Origin of the sequence: Bacillus cereus (assembly GCF_002577405.1) — a bacterium.
Lineage (GTDB): Bacteria > Bacillota > Bacilli > Bacillales > Bacillaceae_G > Bacillus_A > Bacillus_A cereus_AU.
In genome coordinates this window covers 19,746-36,147 of sequence record NZ_NULR01000003.1, presented here as the reverse complement: position 1 = coordinate 36,147, position 16,402 = coordinate 19,746, and the positions used below count along the sequence as shown (strand labels likewise).

The following is a 16,402-nucleotide window of genomic DNA, read 5'->3' as shown; positions in this document are numbered from 1 at the left end:
ACTTCTTATAAAATACATTAAAATATCTAACAAAAAGAGCAAAAGATATCCATTTATAGAGGCTTTCTTTTGCTCTTTTTAAGGACGCAAGCCCAAAAATTTAATATATTATAATATCCAATAAATAAAAGGTACTTACCTATTGATAATTTATATATAAGAGTGAATTTTTATTCATTTTAGTAAATTAATTAATGTATTCAAATACTTTATTAGCAGGAATTTTAACAACTGTTTCTTTTCCACCTGTTTTATCAATCATGAAACCATGAACTTTAACATCAGGAGGCACTAGTGGATGATGAAGAATCGCATCTATACTCTTCTCAATATTTTCACTAACATTTTCTTGTCTAATCAGCCATTCATTAAGGGTACCATTTGAAAATTCAGGCATGCAATTTTTAAAGAGATAGTCTAATTCTATATTATCTTTTGTAAAATCACGTTGAGTTTGTAGATTAACTGAAGAAGTTTCTTTGTCCTCTATTCCTACAATAAAAATTTCTTCAACATTCTCTTGATAAATAGCAATAATAACAGATCTCATTATATCTCCATAAGGATGTGCAATTACAGAATAGTAGCTGCGTATAGTCAACATGTTTTCTCGTTGAACGTTAGTTATTTGTTGAATAATAGCCTCTATTCCGTTTTCAATGTCTATTAACAATAAAACTTTTTATTCTTCGAATTCATTTGGACACATTTACCAGTATTTCCACAAAAAAATTCATGGTATTGTTAATTAGTCGAGTACGTTATTACTTGACAATTACCCTTAGAAGCCCCGCAGACAATCGGGGTTTCTTCTATTTATCTTTGTCACCTTTTATGGATATGAGTCTTGGTCATAAAGTACCTAAAAAAGCACTCTTTATTTTTCAAAACTTTTCATATTCAAACTGAAAAAACATATATTCTTGTATCAACGCTTTTTACTCATCTGATTCCAAAACCCTTATCCAGGAGCACAATTATTTGTTTGCTTTTGAATATTTTTTGTAAAATAAAAATTTCATCAATATATTTATTTCTAAATATTAAAATTATTTTATTGCAATTACGTGTCCATCTTTTACTTTCGCTTCAAAGATGATACTTCACTTTTGGTCCTAGTTCCCCTAGGCCTTTTTTTATTCCATTAAGGATTAGCACCGTACTATTAAGCTAATAAATGTAAATACATCAAAAATAAAAAATCTCACTCCTTATCAATGTTTATTTATCTCTATTTTCATTATTTACATAGACAATGTATAAATAGGGGTATTTTTTAACGAGCTAGTAACAACAAAAAATCAAAATCATCAATACACATTATTGACCACATTTTAATTGATTCCCTGTACGTTAAAGAATTAGTTTGTATATTTGAGTAGATGTGTGAGACAGATGTAAATTTAGGAGGATCCAATATTTTCTATTCAAACATGATACAATAGAAACATATCCAAAATGGAGGAACAACAAATGAATCCAAACACAAAACAGTTTATTTATGATATCCAGCAAAGAAAGAATAATTATATAGAAGATGTATTAACAGCAATACAACACCCTAAAAAAGAGCAATCTGAACAGGTCATTCAAAATATAGTAGAGAAGATGGATATGATGATTAGTTTAGTTACTACTTACATGAGGATTGAATCAGGATCAACGGCAGAATTAAAAGAACTTCAGGAAGAAATTATTCATGCTCAAGGATATATTCAAAAACGAAAATTTGAAGAAACACAGAGATAAAACCCTGTGTTTTTATTCAGTCGTCTATGACGCTAATCTGCTATAAATCCAATTAGATGTATTTTGATTATTGTTTTGGCATAATCCATACAATTTGTTGAATGCGTACAATATAACGGTACTGTATCTTCAATGAGCAAATGATCTGGTTTCACACCCTTTAACTTTCCTCTTACAGTTTCAATAACCACATGTTTACCAATTACTGATTGTAATGTCTGATATACGTAGTGATTAAGTATACTTACCATATATTGCTCACTAAAGTCATTTCCCTCCAAATAACACATTCTATAAGACTCCTTTCTAACTTACATTCTTTCTCTTAATAAATGATATAAATCTTATAAATATGCTAGAAGGATAATTCATTATATGAACGAAAATAACATTTTAATAAGGTGCATTTTCTATTCCTAAATTGCAAAAAATTATTTATATAAAGTTACTTTTACTAGTTAATAGGTGATGATATAGGGATACTTTGAATGTATATCCTTTCAAGATATGTATCATTTTAAATACGTCCTTTATTAGAGTACTGCTCATACTTTTTTTGAGATTCTTTCGTAATACGTGCGTTAAGTAAAATTGCCAACAATAAAAACACTCCATATTTTCCTCCTGTAGCTCCTATGATAATCACACTACTACAAACAAGTACAATTAATAGGATAAACGAAACTAAATAAATACGATCATAATTCTTTGACATCTTCTCGTATTTTATGCGTTCTTTCCTTGCATCCATCTAAATTCCTCCTTTAAATTATCCGTTTCACTATAAGATAAATCCCGCTCTTAAAAAGAAAACAATCTATCGTTTCAAATACTTAGTTTGTTTTTGATCAACTAATGTATATAAAATAAAAAGAAATCCTACCAATATTAAGCTTTCCACTATGATAATCCCCACCCTCTCCTTCCTTTGAACCCCATCACATCAGATGGAATATATGTATATCCTGTTATTAGCCGTAGCAAACAAAAAGGATCTTCCCTTCTCGTAAAGGCTGATCCTTTTTTTCGTTCATTCAACTATTTTTAGCTATTCTTGATTAATTAGAATCACAGCTGGTCCATCTACACGAATTCCACCAACTTCGATTTTTTCATAAGGCTCAACTGTAATAGAAATAATCCCTTCTCGCTTCTTTAATTCATTACTTAATTCTTTTGTTAACATTTTTTTCATGTGTGCACTCCTTCTTACTGCTTAATTTACTATTGTTATGTAAATAAGATTAAAAATGGTTTCCTGGTCTGGAAACCATTTTTTGTAGTTGACCATATGGTGTTACCAGTTCGTTTATCAATTTTACGTAAAGAAGATAAACAATTACTATTCACTGTCTCAGTAGATGTAAAGAACTCTTAAAGAGATAGCGGTGAGATTAATTGTTTTTTCTTCTAGAAATAATGACTTAGATAATATATTACCTAAAACAATGAAAGCCCTACCTCTCTTTCATCCTTACGGATCCTTGTCCGTGCCAGTGTGAATCAGGATTGCAAAAATCAAGTGACTATTTAATCGAGTTATTTGATGAAACTTTGAACGTTCGTAAAAGAAATTTAAAAATAAAAATGGATAAGATTGAAGTAATAACAAAAGAGGTTCCTACTCTAAAAGTGAGTTGAAGAAGCTGAATGTCTTTGAAATGATTTACTTTTAATAATCATCATATTCCCGAAAAATTCAGGATATTTCCGGGGGATGTAATACATTATCTATAATGAATCTTAACAGAAACTTTTTATTTGATTTTCAGTGATTCCTTTAATTAATCCTAGTTCACTAATCAAAAATTCATGTGCGTTATCCAACATTTTTTTTTCGCTTGTATTCAGTGCCTTTTCTTTCTTCATACGCATTAAATCACGTACAACTTCAGCACCATCTTGTATTTCACCCGTTTTTATTTTGTCCGTGTTCACTTTATACCTTTGTTTCCACGGCAATAATTTATCTGATTCTCCATGCTGAAAAATGTGTATAATGTGTTTTAATGCAAGTATATCAGTAACTGGGCGTATACTCGAACTTAGTATTTTACCCATAGGAATCATGACTTGCATATTACTGATTGACATTTTTATAACATAATACTGTTGTTTTTTTCCTGAGAATTCTTTTTCTTCTATGGCTTCAATTATACCTGCTCCGTGCATTGGATAAACAATGTTATCGCCAATTTGAAACATATAATCCACCTCCATATATGGTAACTTCCTTAACCTTAACACATATGTTATTTTTTATCAAATATTTTATAATATCATAAAATTATTTTTATCGTCAATAACTTTTTAACAAAAAATTAAATTAAGTAAAAAACATCCCAAAAACAATAGGAAGTGTGTCAGATTCCCCATAAAGGGAAGGGGAATTCCCCCGCTTATATTCTAAAATTTCTACTCATTAACGTAGATCAGTTTTTCCTTGAAAACGACCAAATCGATCACGTATTTTTTTCAATCTTATGTGGTATTCCAAAATCTCAATTCTTGCTTTTTCAGCTAAAGGTGCAATTGATCGTAAGTCTTTTAACCCCCAATAATCAACCACTACATCAAGTACTTGATCAAAATATTGTAGTGGTCCATAATTCGCTTCTTTTGCAATTACAGCCATTCTATTTTCAAAATTAGGCATGACAGCACCTCGCATTTTAAAATTCCTAATCACATTGGCAATATAATAGCAATAATTAGATTCCAATTCTAAATGTGTTCGAATGACGTCTCGATAAAACGCATATTGAAGAGTTTCCTCTTTTGCAAGACGGCTTAATAATGTAGCAAGATCTGGATCATGCTTACTTGCAATCTTAGCAACATTATTGTAAAACACCACCGTTGCAAGTTCTTGTAGCGTCGTTATACGTCATCGCTTCGATTGGTGTATGAAAATCAGGCTAAAATCCACCCTCAACGACTGACTTTCTTATAATTCATGTGATCGTTTAGAGTCCACACTTCGAGTGAGTAGTAAATATATCATAAATTCGAATGTTAATCCTCTTCTGAAGTCTAAGTATGTATAAAATCTGTAATAACAGAAAGAGACCCTTTAAAAGTCTCAGATAGTTAGAGAAAAAAGAGTATAGATATCTACACTCTTTTTTTATTTACATTCCTATATAGAGTATCAAGACAAGTTGTCTTAATGCTCTATATCAAGGGTGTTGCCAAGCCAAACAGACCAAAAACGAGGATTTTGGGAAGAGTTCCCCAGTGGTTGTATATACAGTTTAAAAGTAATTAAAAACAGAAGGATGATTAATAAAGTGGCATTGTTGTAAAAATGGTAGGATATATACTTTGAGGTGTATATTCTATAGAGGGATGATATTGTATGGTTTCATAATAAGGTATAGCGGGATGTTGATAATATGGCATATGCTGCATTGCATGATATACTGCATGCATTGTTGATTGAGCTCCATGGGTTGTATAGACTGAGCCTATTGCCCTGTTTTTAATACAGTAAGGATTTATCATAATAATTCACCTCAGTTAATAATTAAATAAACATTTATATAATATGTCTAAAAACTAAACCGTGTCACATCAGGATTATGCAGATTTATAACGATAATGAGATAAACCTATTCATACCAAGCATTATGAATAGGATATACGCTATTAATAATATAGCAAGTTGTTTATTTTAAATGCTTTAGAAGCTCTCAAATTGACTTATCAAAATTAAAATATAGGATTTAATTCCAGATTCCCCCCTGAAATCCATAATTGTTTCCGTACCCCTTTTATGCTAAAAAGCCTTCTTTACAAAAGTTACCTTTAGTCTAAGTACATTAACTTAACCAGTGCATAGGATAATTTTATAAAATCGTGAAGGGTTGATAAAAATGTACTATATTCCTTTTATGTATCCATGTCCTTATTATGTTAATGTACCGTATAACTATGGAAGACCGCCTGTTTACTGGACTTTCCCCAATGAGATAGAGTATGCAAACAGATTTGATTCTTTTAGTTTTTCCGACGGTGTTGGAAGTATTTCGTTAACAGATTATGGATCAGAACCATTTGTTGTTAATATAAATGAAGCAACAAAACAAAACAATAAGTATCGTACTGCTTTATGGACAGGTAAACATTTACAAGTTACCTTAATGAGCATCAATATTGGCGAAGATATTGGCTTGGAAATACATCCTAATGTCGATCAATTTTTACGTATTGAACAAGGTCAGGGGATTGTTCAAATGGGCAAGAGTAAAGATAATTTAAACTTTAAAAGAAATGTCTATGATGATTTTGCAATAATGATACCTGCGGGAACATGGCATAATGTAACTAATACAGGTAATATTCCGTTAAAACTTTACTCGATATACGCTCCTCCAAATCATCCATTTGGTACCGTTCATGTTACTAAAGCAGATGCATTGGCTATGGAAGAAAGTTATAGTCATAGCAATAAGAATACAGTTAGTTATTAATCAAGCTTTATTAATAAAGACTTTGCAAGAAACTCTAATAAAGTTGTGTTCCCAAAAGTAATGATCTTATTTTTTCGAAATTACATCGATATTCAATCTCTACTTTTTCTGACGGTTTCTTATACTTCATAAAAACCAAAACATGTCACCTACTTCTGCAAGGATATAGCTGTGTGAAAAAACTTGACTCTTAATATAGAATGTACACGTTTCTTAATAAAGTGATGCTCTTGTTCTACAATGTTATTCAAATATTTTGGTGGTCTTGTTTGGGGGTCATAGTAACATATTAAACTTCTAAATTACATCTATACAGTATCAAATCAACATAAGCCAATAACAACTAGTTAATGGCAGGTTAGGTGGCTCTGAGATTACCGTTGTATTATACCCCACAATAAAACTAAGTGGAATGGTCGCAGAAGCCCATCCTAGAGTGAAAAATTGATTTGCAATTGTATTACCCGAACTAAAAATAGGTGTTTGACCGATAGAACTCGAGTCAATTCCGATAATTCCCTTTCCGGCAGTATTTTGGATACTGTTACCATTAACTTCTATGAATTTAAATATAGTAAAGTCCGCGTTAAACAATAAAACAGGTACATTTCCTTCATTTACTGTTGTGTTGTTTAAAAGAAACAAACCAAAATTTGTACCAACAAATTCCTCGATATCTAACAGGTGTCTTAATGTAGCCGGAGATAAGTTGTCTTGTGTATTATTGCTTATTACTAAATTCCCTTGAAGTGTGCCTGAATTAACGGTTATATTGGTTATGATGATAAATCTGCATCTCGTGTTACCTGAGTCAGACACAAAGGTGTTACCGTCAATAATACTTTGCCCTGAAGTAGAGGAAATAATGATATAGAAGTATCCGTTGTTAGGTGAAGCAGCGGGTGCATAGGTAAAATTACAATTTGTTATTTGGAATTCAGTTGCTTTAATGGCGATACCGAGTTCGCATACTGAAATTTCACAACTATCAACATATATTCCTGTTGCTAACAAATTATTAATTGAAATAACAGACTCTACACTCAAAACAGAAGGGAAATTTTGGACAATTGACATATTACGAAAAATAACGTTAGATACTGTAACATTAAACATAGAGATTACAGTATTCAAGGTAGTAATGACGGTAGTTGCCCCTATTCCTTGACCCTCAATCGTTACCGATTTATTAACAGTAACAGTGGATGTAATTATAAAGGTCTCAGCGTCAAGTAATAACCTGTCACCATTATTAGCGACAGCTAAAGCTGCATCAATTGTAGTATAAGTCTGCGTTGAACCCACAGGAATTGTGGCACCGGTAGGTGCTGGAATAGCTCTGACCATTGGAGGCACTGGCTGAGAGAGCTTATAATATGTTCTCCCTGTGGATAGGTCAATGTAAATATCTCCTAAATTTCCAATAGCGCATGTGGGATCTCCAACCCCTGTTAAAACCATGGTACCTGTTTCTCCCGTTGGGCCTGTTTCTCCCGTTGGACCAGTTTTTCCAGTTGGGCCGGCTGGCCCAGTTGGGAAAGTAAATGAAGGAATTGCTGGAAACGTTGGCCCCACCAAATTAGAATCCAAAGCTCCAACCTGAATCCCTTCCCATTTCCTATGTTCATTTTGATTATCGAACATCTTAACACCTCCAAACAGAGTATGCTCATTCCTTAGATGAGGAAAGCGATTTTGCCTCTATGGTATTTTATGTGAGGAGATTCGCCAATTTACCTATATTATGAAAAAGCAAAAAATAAAAGACTCTGTTCGGTCCTGTTGCGAAGCATCTTAAACTAAGTTACAACCTTAAAAACAGACACAAGAAATGAGTGAAAATAAATCAAAATCGTATGGCAAACAAGTTATTATGTTATCTAAAACATTTGCTTCTAATCAACTATGTACCAATTCTGAATAGAAAAACAAAAAACTTAAAAATCTTGCAATTCGCGAGAGAAATTGCCTCTCTAAAACAATAACACCTTTTCAAGAAGGGACTGCACCTAAAAAAGACAGCCATACAGTATGAGATATTAATCACAGCATTATGAGGGGATACAGTAAAACTGAAACATAGTATAGAGATAAATTATTCTATATGAGAGGTGTTTCAGATGAAAAAACAGTATGATGAAATGTTTAAAAAACAATGTATTGAATTGGTGGTTAAAGAAGGGGGTACAATTTCCAGTATTCAAAGAGAATTTGACCTGGGGAACGGGACACTAAATGCATGGATAAAAAAATATTCTTCCCCATTTTTTGATGATGAGGTATCTGATATGAAAGAACTGCGTTCTTTACGAAGTGAAATCCTGTCATTAAAAAAGGAAAATGAATTTTCAAAAAAGGAAGCAACCTTCTTTGCTAGCAACCAAAACTAACACGTTTTCAGTTTGCAAGACGATATAATCAAATATTTGGAGTGCGCTGGATTACACCATATAATTGCTCATGAGACTCACAACATTATTCAACTCTCTGTTTGGTCAAGAGAAATAGAACTCATCCCCGTACCTACTAACTTTATTGGAAGAAAGTTTAAATCCATTCATTCTTATTAAACTAAATGGTGCGTTAGTGGTATACGGAAAATTCAATTAATCAGACTTTTTTACAAAAAACAGTTCTGAAAAATAATAAAAAGCCAGCGTTTTGTTCAATTACTGTTTAAAACAATGGCTTTTTATATGCATTGAAATTCCGTTCATACTATAATTACATCTAGAGACACATCCCTGTTTGGAGCAGTTAGCTTTTGCTAGTTGCTCCTTTTGATTTGCATCCCAACCATGAATACAGTAGTTATATAAACTTCCATCAATATGCTCTGTACGTCCGTTGTATGTAACTTTCGTCCCACAAACTTCATTAAATTCTCGGACACTGCTTCTTGCTGTAAAAATATCATCTGAGTTTGCCAGGTAAATATAGAAGTGTACTAATCCTGTATTACGGAACATCGCTTTTCCTCTGCAATCTTTCTTCAATTTACTTCTTAATGTGTCAATGTACATCTATTTCACCACTTTTCTACAAAATGAAATTTTTATATACATAAATACCTGACTAAATACCTAAAATAATTAAAAGTTTAGGTGGTATTCAATGAAAACAGTACTCACAATCCTTAAATATTTATTAATTACACTAGGAATTACTTGCTTAATTATTTTAGGTTACATATGGTATTTTCCACATTAATTCAAATAGCGTTTTGTTCAAATTAACGACCATAAAACCGGACATATTTACCAGTATTTTTACCAATAAATTCATGATTACCTTAAATTTTTTTCACCTTTTAATTGGACAGGCATATGATATTTATGGAGGCATCCATTTATATCAATCTACCTTTCTTGTCAAAGGGCATACTTATATGTGTGCTCTTTTTCTTTGTTATGAAGAAACGCTTTGTTCACATTTCTGATACATTTATGAAACATTATTGAAATAACGATTTTATAATTCATCAACATCTTCATGCTCGCGTAATACATCTGTAAACATTACTGAATTTCTTGCTTTTCTCCTTAAAAACGTTATATACTACATTCGAAATAAGTGAATTTGCTTATTATCTTTTCTCATTTCCCATGTGACACAACCTTTTATTGAGCGCTAGGATCAATCCTAGCCTTTTTTACGCAAGATAAAGATTTTATTTAAACTCGCACCTACACAAAAAACCTACATACAATATTATGGGTATTCTTTTTCAATATTAGTTTTGGGCAGAGCGTCTTTCTCTCAAGGCGCTCTTTATTCTTTAATGACAGGCTCCATAACTCCAAGTAAGGCATACAATATAAAAAATTCACTCGTAAAAATCTGATTACGATTTTCTGAATTTTTTATATCTCATGAGACATTCACATACCTTACTAAGGGTGCATATAAAAATGCGCTCTTTTTATTTGTTGTTAAATCATGATTTAGTTTAAAGGTTGCACATAAACCATACGTACACATACGATATAATTGTAATCACCTTTTTCCAAGATGTATCTTGGCCATTGAGCGCCTTAAAAAGCACCTTTTATTTTTAATGTATACTTTTTGAAGCAATACATATATTTTAAATAACCTGTTATGTCTTCAACTAATATTTTAGTTCCACTCCACTTTTCTTTAGACAATACCCCTCCGGCTATTGTCTTTTTCTATATTCAATAAGAATTTCGTTAATGAATTTATAAGATTATCACCATTAGGCAAAAGCAACATATATTGTTATGGATTGTTGTTCATAATTTTGGGCGGAGCACCCTGATCAGGTGCTCTTTTTACATACTAATCATTGCGATGGGTAAGACTTTGAGGTTATCTTCATCTTTCCCCCTACTTAACACTGTACGTGCGACTTTCATCGCATACAGCGTCCCATCTTATTCTTCTATACTAAAGTAACTAAATTACAAACTTTACGGAGTCTGTTTATTTTCTTCAATTTTAATTTTACAGAATTTTTATTTGATTGTCCCATATATCAAATTCATAAAATAATAAAGTCTCAAAAACGGTAATGTTTTTGAGACTTAGATGAATTATACATATAAACGTTTCAATACTTGTTTCATTTCTGGTTTGATATTAATGCTTGAACGGATTTTTTTTGCTTTTTGTTCCGCTTCTTCTACGTTAGATGCATGGCCTAATTCTACTAATAATCCAGTTGCAACTGTCCCTGTACGATTTCATCCACCAGAGCAACGGAAAAATACTTTTCCCTCCTCGCTCTACAGCTTCTTTAACGGCTCCAATTGCATTTTTAACAGACCCCCATTAGCCTAATAATTTCTCCCTGGTAGGCGCATCGATGACTGTATGGATTAATGGAAGCCCAACCAACGATATAAGATTACCTGTATTTACAATCATCTCATGGACATCAGTAATTTTTATTTCTTGTTCACCTTGATGACCTACAATGTCCATTCCATTTTTCGTTCTAACTACGTATTGAATTTTATATAGTGTCATTACCTCACCGCTTCCTTCATCAACCAATTGATGAATACGGCTACCCAAGACGCCACACGCTTCCAGAGCATCTTTTCCCTCTCCTCCGTATGCTTCTTCCACACGTTGCTTTCCCATGATCCATATAATCTTAGTTTCTGGATAGAATTCCTTTAATTTTGCCAACTCTAACAAAGCATTGATTGCAGAATGACCACTTCCCACAACAGCTACATGCTTATTAGCATATCGCTTTTGTTCATTTCCTAAGATATCTGGAATACCATAAAAAATATGCTCGTTAAAAGATTGTTCTTCTTTCAACCAAATACCATTAGAATTTGACGGATTTGGATTTCCCCACGTACCTATGGCATCTAACACCACTCTAGCTTCATAAACTTGCAGTACACCTTCTTTTTCTGTATAAATCATGAATGGAATTTTTTCACGATTCGCTGTTTTCATTTTATCTGTGTCTTTCCTACCTATAGATAGTACTTTAGTATTCAAATGAATCGTTTGATTTTGGAAGGGTCTCCAGCGGCTGTAAGGATTGTTCTACAATTTCTTTCCCTGTTGGCAATGCTTTTATTTCTGGTGACTCCCAGCCACACTGTTCAAGAAGAGACAAAGCCGCTTTATCAATGTTATATTGCTAAGGTGAGGATACCCGCACATGGCCCCATGTCAGAATGTTTAATCCTATCTTGTCTCCACCTTCTAATAAGATGAATGATTCACCTTATTTTGCTAAATGTGCAGCTGCAGCCCCCTACAGGGTCTCCTCCAATAATGGCTACTGGTAACTTTTTCATTCTCTGCATATCAAATTTTGCTTCAAAAACTTTTCTTCTTTTGAGAAAAATTAAGATAACCTTTGATATAGTTATTAATTTTAATTTAACTCTATAAAAAATAGCAATATAAAATCTTGCCATCTTCCTGATTCCTAACGCTTTTAACGGCGGTGTTGCTGCTAATACGATTGACCCGCTCTGATTCACATCCCCTACGACAGCCAACTTTGTATAACGTGGATCCAGTCCTTTTTTAATACATGATACACTCGCATAAAAGCTACGAAGATCTACACAAAGAATAATACGATTCGGTAAAAGAAAATAATCATACAAGGTAATCACTCCTAACAAAAGAACGTTTGTTCTCATTATATACGAACTCTTGTTCTTTTTAAAGGGATTTTCATGAAAATTTTGGTTAAAATAACCTTAAAATTCTTTTTAAGAAAATCTTAAGAAAATCTCCCTTTATTTATAAGAATTTTTTTCTATACTGAAACATGTAAATGAACAAAAGGAGAAATAACCATGAAAAAATTTGTAATTTGCATAATAGGAATAGGCCTTCCTATATACTTACTACCTTTCATATTACGCGGGGATTTAGACAGATTTAATCCAATTGCTGAAGAAAAAAATGTATACGCCGTTGCGAAGGGATATGGCGTTCCGGATTACCATCATAAAGGCCGGGCTATGTACTCACTAAAAGGTGTTGATGAATTAAGGAATGAGAAAGAATATACAGTAGGGACGAACACTCCTAATGACTTTATAAGAAAAACTTACTTAAAAATTCATGTAAAAGGAAAGTATGTGTATTCTTACGATGTTATCTCTGAAAAGGACATACCGGAGAAAATAAGAGGACAATTGAAAATAGTAGATAACTAAAAGAGCCTACTCGTATGAGTTGGCCCTTTATTACCTCTCCCACCTACCCCTTTACAGACCAGGGGAAGGAGAATTCTTTCGGTAAATATATTAAATGTATTATCATTGTTTTAGTAACCATTGTTCAATTACTTTCACTGTTTCATCTCGTTGTGCTTTTGGCGTAATTAAGCTCGCATTATCACCCTTTTGCTCACCATACATGCCAAAATTAGCATGATTTCCACCTTTTATCATGTGCATAGTTGTATTCTTTGACATGAACTTTTTACTGTTCTCTATTTTTTCTACAGTCGCTAAAGCATCTACTTCCCCATAAATTGATAACATCGGAATCTGTTTAGTAGAGAAATCATCTGCAGGATAAGAACCTAAGAAAATAATCCCATCTATCTTTTCTTCATGTTGAAAGGCATACTTAGAAATCATAGCTCCGCCCATTGAATGCCCAGCAACATACCATTTTTGAACTTCAGGATACTTTTCAATTACACTATCTACCTCATTTATTCCAAATATCGCTAAGTTTAATGGTAACTTAGGCATTACTACAAAATGTCCATCTTTTGCAAGAGTTTCTCCTAAGTAACTATAAGCCTCGACTTCTACTTTAGCCCCTTGGTAAAAAATAACCCCTATTTTAGCATCTTTCTGTCCAAATACTATATTATCTTCATCTTTTTTATCATCCACTAACGACAAAGCCTCTTTCGTTGGTTTATAAGTAAACTGAGACCAAACAAAAAACGTAATACTTCCCATAAGTAAAATACCTAATAAAGAGTACAGAACAATTTTCATCCATTTCTTCACATATATGCCCTCCCTAAGATGTGTATATTCTATACTTTAATTATTATTAATATGATTGTCGAATAATCTTAACTAATAAGTTTAGAAAAAATACTACGATCCCTCAAAGGCCATTTTAAAATAAATTAACTGAAACATGGACTCCCTACTTTATAAAGAAAAAGCCGATTTCTTTATAAAGTAGGAAATCGGCTCTTGGCTTAGTTATTGATTTAGTAATAAAACACAACTCTTTCAGATAACTACCTTTATACTATAGACGTTGATCTTTTTGGAAGTTTAGTTGAAAATGATCTGCTTCATTTTAACTTACTTTACAACAGAATCCTTTTTCCATTTGTATAAAACTATTTCATGATAAACAGGATCAAATAATGGGTTTGAATGAAAGACGGCTTCCTTTTCAACTTGTCCTTCTATATGAATTCCTTGTTTTTGAAATCCTTCAATGAGATGATTGGTAACATATACATTCTCATTTTTATGATATTTTTTATCTTGTAAAAAATATGAATATGTGTAAAAACGTTTATGTTCATACGGCATTTGTAAATATTCCATAACCCTCGTCTCTTCCCAAGTGTATACGATAAACGGCTCTTGTTTTCTCTCTAAATATGACGCGAGTTGATATGTTGCCGGTACCTCCGCATGTTGTTCTTTCATGAGCGGTATACTTATCACAAATTGACTGGTTGCAAACAAAAGCAAGATAATACCACGATGTGTTTTTAACCATGAAATAGCAAGTATGCAAAGTAACATCGCTACAATTGGGTAAGAGTGACGAGGTTTATCAATATTTTGTCCAAATAAATTCCACAGAAAATAGAAAGCTACAAGAGCAATCAAAACCTTTGGGTAGCAACGTATATTTTTCCATTGTAAAACAAATAGAAACAAAAAGAACAAAAAGAAACCTACTAAATAATAAGAGTGGATACCTATTCCTGCAAAGATGATGTTTTCAGAAATTAAACGATAGAGACGTGAAATAAGTGGTTCACTCGTACCTGTAACTGCTCCACCCCATTCGGTAAAATGGCCTTCTACAAATCCAAAAGAAATTTCCCATAGCCCCCTGATTCCACCAATGTTCCAAATAAGAGCACTGACCCAAACTAGTTGTGAAAGGATAGCTGTACAAAATAAGATTATAAATCGCCATTTTTCTTCATGCCATTGTTGCCATAATAATAAAATAAGTGCAATTCCAAACGGTGCATAGGATAACCTTATACCCATTAATAGCGCAAAGAAGAGAATTGGCCAGAATTGAGTTTGAAAACGTTTTGTGCGAAAGGCACGTTCTATACTCCATATATACCACCATACAATTGCTAAAGCTGCGCCTTCTGACATAGGTTGCGTTACTAAAATAGAGAAATACCCGCTCGTTTGTAAGACAGCTACAACAATAAGAGCACTCGTTTTACTTAAATAATGGCGTGCAATCCAATACATCGGGAAAGCTGCGCCAAGTGCCATAATGGCATTAAAAATCCCTAACGATTGCACAGGATTTTCTATAAAAATATGCGTTATCATTCCCCCTAAAATAAAAAAAGGATACCCTGGGAAATGTGGCTGCATCGCTAATATGTCATATTGCTTTAAAGCAAGTGTAAAATCGACTTCGTCCCACGTTGCTGCAAACGGACTTGCATAGAAAAAACGAATACAAATCACACTAATAATAAGGATAACTGCCCATATACGTAGTACTTGTTTCATCTCATTTCCTTTCTTCAAAAAAAGTACAAGGAAAACACCTTGTACTTTAACTAACTGACTTATTTTCTTCCATTATTTCTTTCTTTTTAACAGGCTTTTTAAAGATAATTAACATGTACAACACTACAAAATATCCGATATACACAAGTACTTCTTCAATGGATGGCATTGAGGAATATCCTAAAAATGCTTTTAAGAAAATGCCGATATCACCAGAAAGAATTGGTGCAGTACCATGATCACGAAGATAATGCTCATAATCAATAGGATGCTCTGGTAGTAGCCAAGTAATATCATATACATGCGGCATTACGCTGCCAAGTATCTTTAAATCTTGAAGCATAGCAACACCTTGTACAAGAAGTCCTGCTGCGATTAATACGATAAATGCACCTGTTACTTTAAAGAACACTTTAAGTGAAATACGCATCGTTCCTTTAAAGAATAAGAAGCTAACAACTGCTGCAACGAGTAGACCAGATATAGCTCCCCAGCCTTTCATCGCTTCTCCAATATTTCCACCAGTAATAGCTGCGAAGAAGAACACAGTTTCTACACCTTCTCGAAGTACAACAAGGAAAGAATGCACGACCATTCCAATTATATTTCCAGCTGTAATATATTGATTCATTTTATTTTCCATGTTAGCTGTCATATTCTTACTATGTTCTGCCATCCAAAATACCATTTGTGTAAGTAAAATGGCTGAAATGAAAATAATGGATATTTTTAAATACATTTCACTCCCCATAGCAGCAAAACCAGTAAATACAACTTGGAAGACTAGGGCGACAATATAACTTGCTACAACCGCAAGCCCTGCTCCTAGCCAAACATATTTCACATACTGCTTACTATCTGTGCGCTTTAAGTACGTTGTAATAATCCCAACGATAAGCAGCGCTTCTAATACTTCACGAAATGTAATGAGAAATGCCTGAAGTTGCATTGCTCTTCCCCCTCACC

General features: G+C 32.9%; 13 protein-coding genes and 7 pseudogenes. 4 read left to right on the top strand and 16 right to left on the bottom strand.

Annotation, left to right across the window (positions count from 1 at the left end; all coding sequences use genetic code 11):
• Nucleotides 1-187: 187 nt before the first annotated feature.
• Nucleotides 188-699: pseudogene (locus COC96_RS05040) on the bottom strand (carbonic anhydrase).
• Nucleotides 700-1,473: 774 nt separating this feature from the next.
• On the opposite strand from COC96_RS05040, the gene COC96_RS05030 reads away from it, so the two are divergent.
• A complete protein-coding gene (locus COC96_RS05030; RefSeq protein ID WP_001069278.1) occupies nt 1,474-1,749 on the top strand; it encodes a hypothetical protein in 276 nt (91 codons plus the stop codon).
• Nucleotides 1,750-1,816: 67 nt separating this feature from the next.
• Here COC96_RS05030 and COC96_RS05025 read toward each other — a convergent pair.
• The 6 genes and pseudogenes from COC96_RS05025 to COC96_RS27910 all read right to left on the bottom strand — a co-directional run bounded on the left by COC96_RS05025 (nt 1,817) and on the right by COC96_RS27910 (nt 5,253).
• Nucleotides 1,817-2,039, bottom strand: a pseudogene (locus tag COC96_RS05025) (DUF2642 domain-containing protein).
• A 227-nt stretch (nt 2,040-2,266) separates the two neighbouring features.
• Nucleotides 2,267-2,500 carry a hypothetical protein gene (locus COC96_RS05020; RefSeq protein WP_014895257.1) on the bottom strand — a complete coding sequence of 78 codons (234 nt, stop codon included), beginning with the start codon at nt 2,498-2,500 and terminating at the stop codon, nt 2,267-2,269.
• Nucleotides 2,501-2,797: 297 nt separating this feature from the next.
• Nucleotides 2,798-2,944 carry a BC1881 family protein gene (locus tag COC96_RS05015; RefSeq protein ID WP_000738547.1) on the bottom strand — a complete coding sequence of 49 codons (147 nt, stop codon included), beginning with the start codon at nt 2,942-2,944 and terminating at the stop codon, nt 2,798-2,800.
• A 548-nt stretch (nt 2,945-3,492) separates the two neighbouring features.
• Entirely contained in the window at nt 3,493-3,954 is a 462-nt protein-coding gene (locus COC96_RS05010) for a CarD family transcriptional regulator (protein WP_000486312.1), read from the bottom strand.
• A gap of 217 nt (nt 3,955-4,171) precedes the next feature.
• Nucleotides 4,172-4,839: pseudogene (locus tag COC96_RS05005) on the bottom strand (acyl-ACP desaturase); the annotation flags it as partial.
• A 192-nt stretch (nt 4,840-5,031) separates the two neighbouring features.
• Nucleotides 5,032-5,253, bottom strand: a complete 222-nt coding sequence (locus COC96_RS27910; protein ID WP_098768400.1) for a hypothetical protein — start codon at nt 5,251-5,253, stop codon at nt 5,032-5,034.
• A 371-nt stretch (nt 5,254-5,624) separates the two neighbouring features.
• Between COC96_RS27910 and COC96_RS04995 the strand changes: the two genes are divergently transcribed.
• The gene (locus COC96_RS04995) at nt 5,625-6,221 is read left to right on the top strand and encodes a cupin domain-containing protein (RefSeq protein WP_000291468.1); all 597 of its coding nucleotides are present in this window, start codon (nt 5,625-5,627) and stop codon (nt 6,219-6,221) included.
• Nucleotides 6,222-6,370: 149 nt separating this feature from the next.
• Here COC96_RS04995 and COC96_RS04990 read toward each other — a convergent pair.
• A pseudogene (locus COC96_RS04990) lies at nt 6,371-6,487 on the bottom strand (IS6 family transposase); the annotation flags it as partial.
• 52 nt (nt 6,488-6,539) lie between these two features.
• Complete coding sequence (locus COC96_RS04985) at nt 6,540-7,865, bottom strand: exosporium leader peptide-containing protein (protein ID WP_098768399.1); 1,326 nt, start codon at nt 7,863-7,865, stop codon at nt 6,540-6,542.
• A gap of 476 nt (nt 7,866-8,341) precedes the next feature.
• On the opposite strand from COC96_RS04985, the gene COC96_RS04980 reads away from it, so the two are divergent.
• On the top strand, nt 8,342-8,611 hold the full coding sequence (locus tag COC96_RS04980) for a transposase (RefSeq protein WP_225316023.1): 270 nt from the start codon (nt 8,342-8,344) through the stop codon (nt 8,609-8,611).
• A 279-nt stretch (nt 8,612-8,890) separates the two neighbouring features.
• Here COC96_RS04980 and COC96_RS04970 read toward each other — a convergent pair whose 3' ends face one another.
• From COC96_RS04970 to COC96_RS04960, 4 genes and pseudogenes are all read right to left on the bottom strand, one after another.
• The gene (locus COC96_RS04970) at nt 8,891-9,244 is read right to left on the bottom strand and encodes a hypothetical protein (protein WP_225316022.1); all 354 of its coding nucleotides are present in this window, start codon (nt 9,242-9,244) and stop codon (nt 8,891-8,893) included.
• A gap of 1,533 nt (nt 9,245-10,777) precedes the next feature.
• Nucleotides 10,778-11,009: pseudogene (locus COC96_RS27475) on the bottom strand (protein-tyrosine phosphatase family protein); the annotation flags it as partial.
• Nucleotides 11,010-11,036: 27 nt separating this feature from the next.
• Nucleotides 11,037-12,022: pseudogene (locus COC96_RS04965) on the bottom strand (NAD(P)-binding domain-containing protein); the annotation flags it as partial.
• Nucleotides 12,023-12,118: 96 nt separating this feature from the next.
• Nucleotides 12,119-12,328: pseudogene (locus COC96_RS04960) on the bottom strand (Y-family DNA polymerase); the annotation flags it as partial.
• Nucleotides 12,329-12,523: 195 nt separating this feature from the next.
• On the opposite strand from COC96_RS04960, the gene COC96_RS04955 reads away from it, so the two are divergent.
• Entirely contained in the window at nt 12,524-12,889 is a 366-nt protein-coding gene (locus COC96_RS04955) for a YxeA family protein (protein WP_098266264.1), read from the top strand.
• Nucleotides 12,890-12,991: 102 nt separating this feature from the next.
• Here the strand turns inward: COC96_RS04955 and COC96_RS04950 are convergent, their stop codons facing one another.
• The 3 genes from COC96_RS04950 to COC96_RS04940 all read right to left on the bottom strand — a co-directional run bounded on the left by COC96_RS04950 (nt 12,992) and on the right by COC96_RS04940 (nt 16,385).
• Nucleotides 12,992-13,702 (bottom strand): alpha/beta hydrolase, encoded by a 711-nt coding sequence (locus tag COC96_RS04950; RefSeq protein ID WP_098768398.1) that lies wholly within the window; start codon nt 13,700-13,702, stop codon nt 12,992-12,994.
• A 309-nt stretch (nt 13,703-14,011) separates the two neighbouring features.
• The gene (locus tag COC96_RS04945; protein WP_098768397.1) at nt 14,012-15,436 is read right to left on the bottom strand and encodes a hypothetical protein; all 1,425 of its coding nucleotides are present in this window, start codon (nt 15,434-15,436) and stop codon (nt 14,012-14,014) included.
• A 46-nt stretch (nt 15,437-15,482) separates the two neighbouring features.
• Nucleotides 15,483-16,385 (bottom strand): FTR1 family iron permease, encoded by a 903-nt coding sequence (locus tag COC96_RS04940; protein WP_098768396.1) that lies wholly within the window; start codon nt 16,383-16,385, stop codon nt 15,483-15,485.
• Between the last annotated feature and the right edge of the window lie 17 nt (nt 16,386-16,402).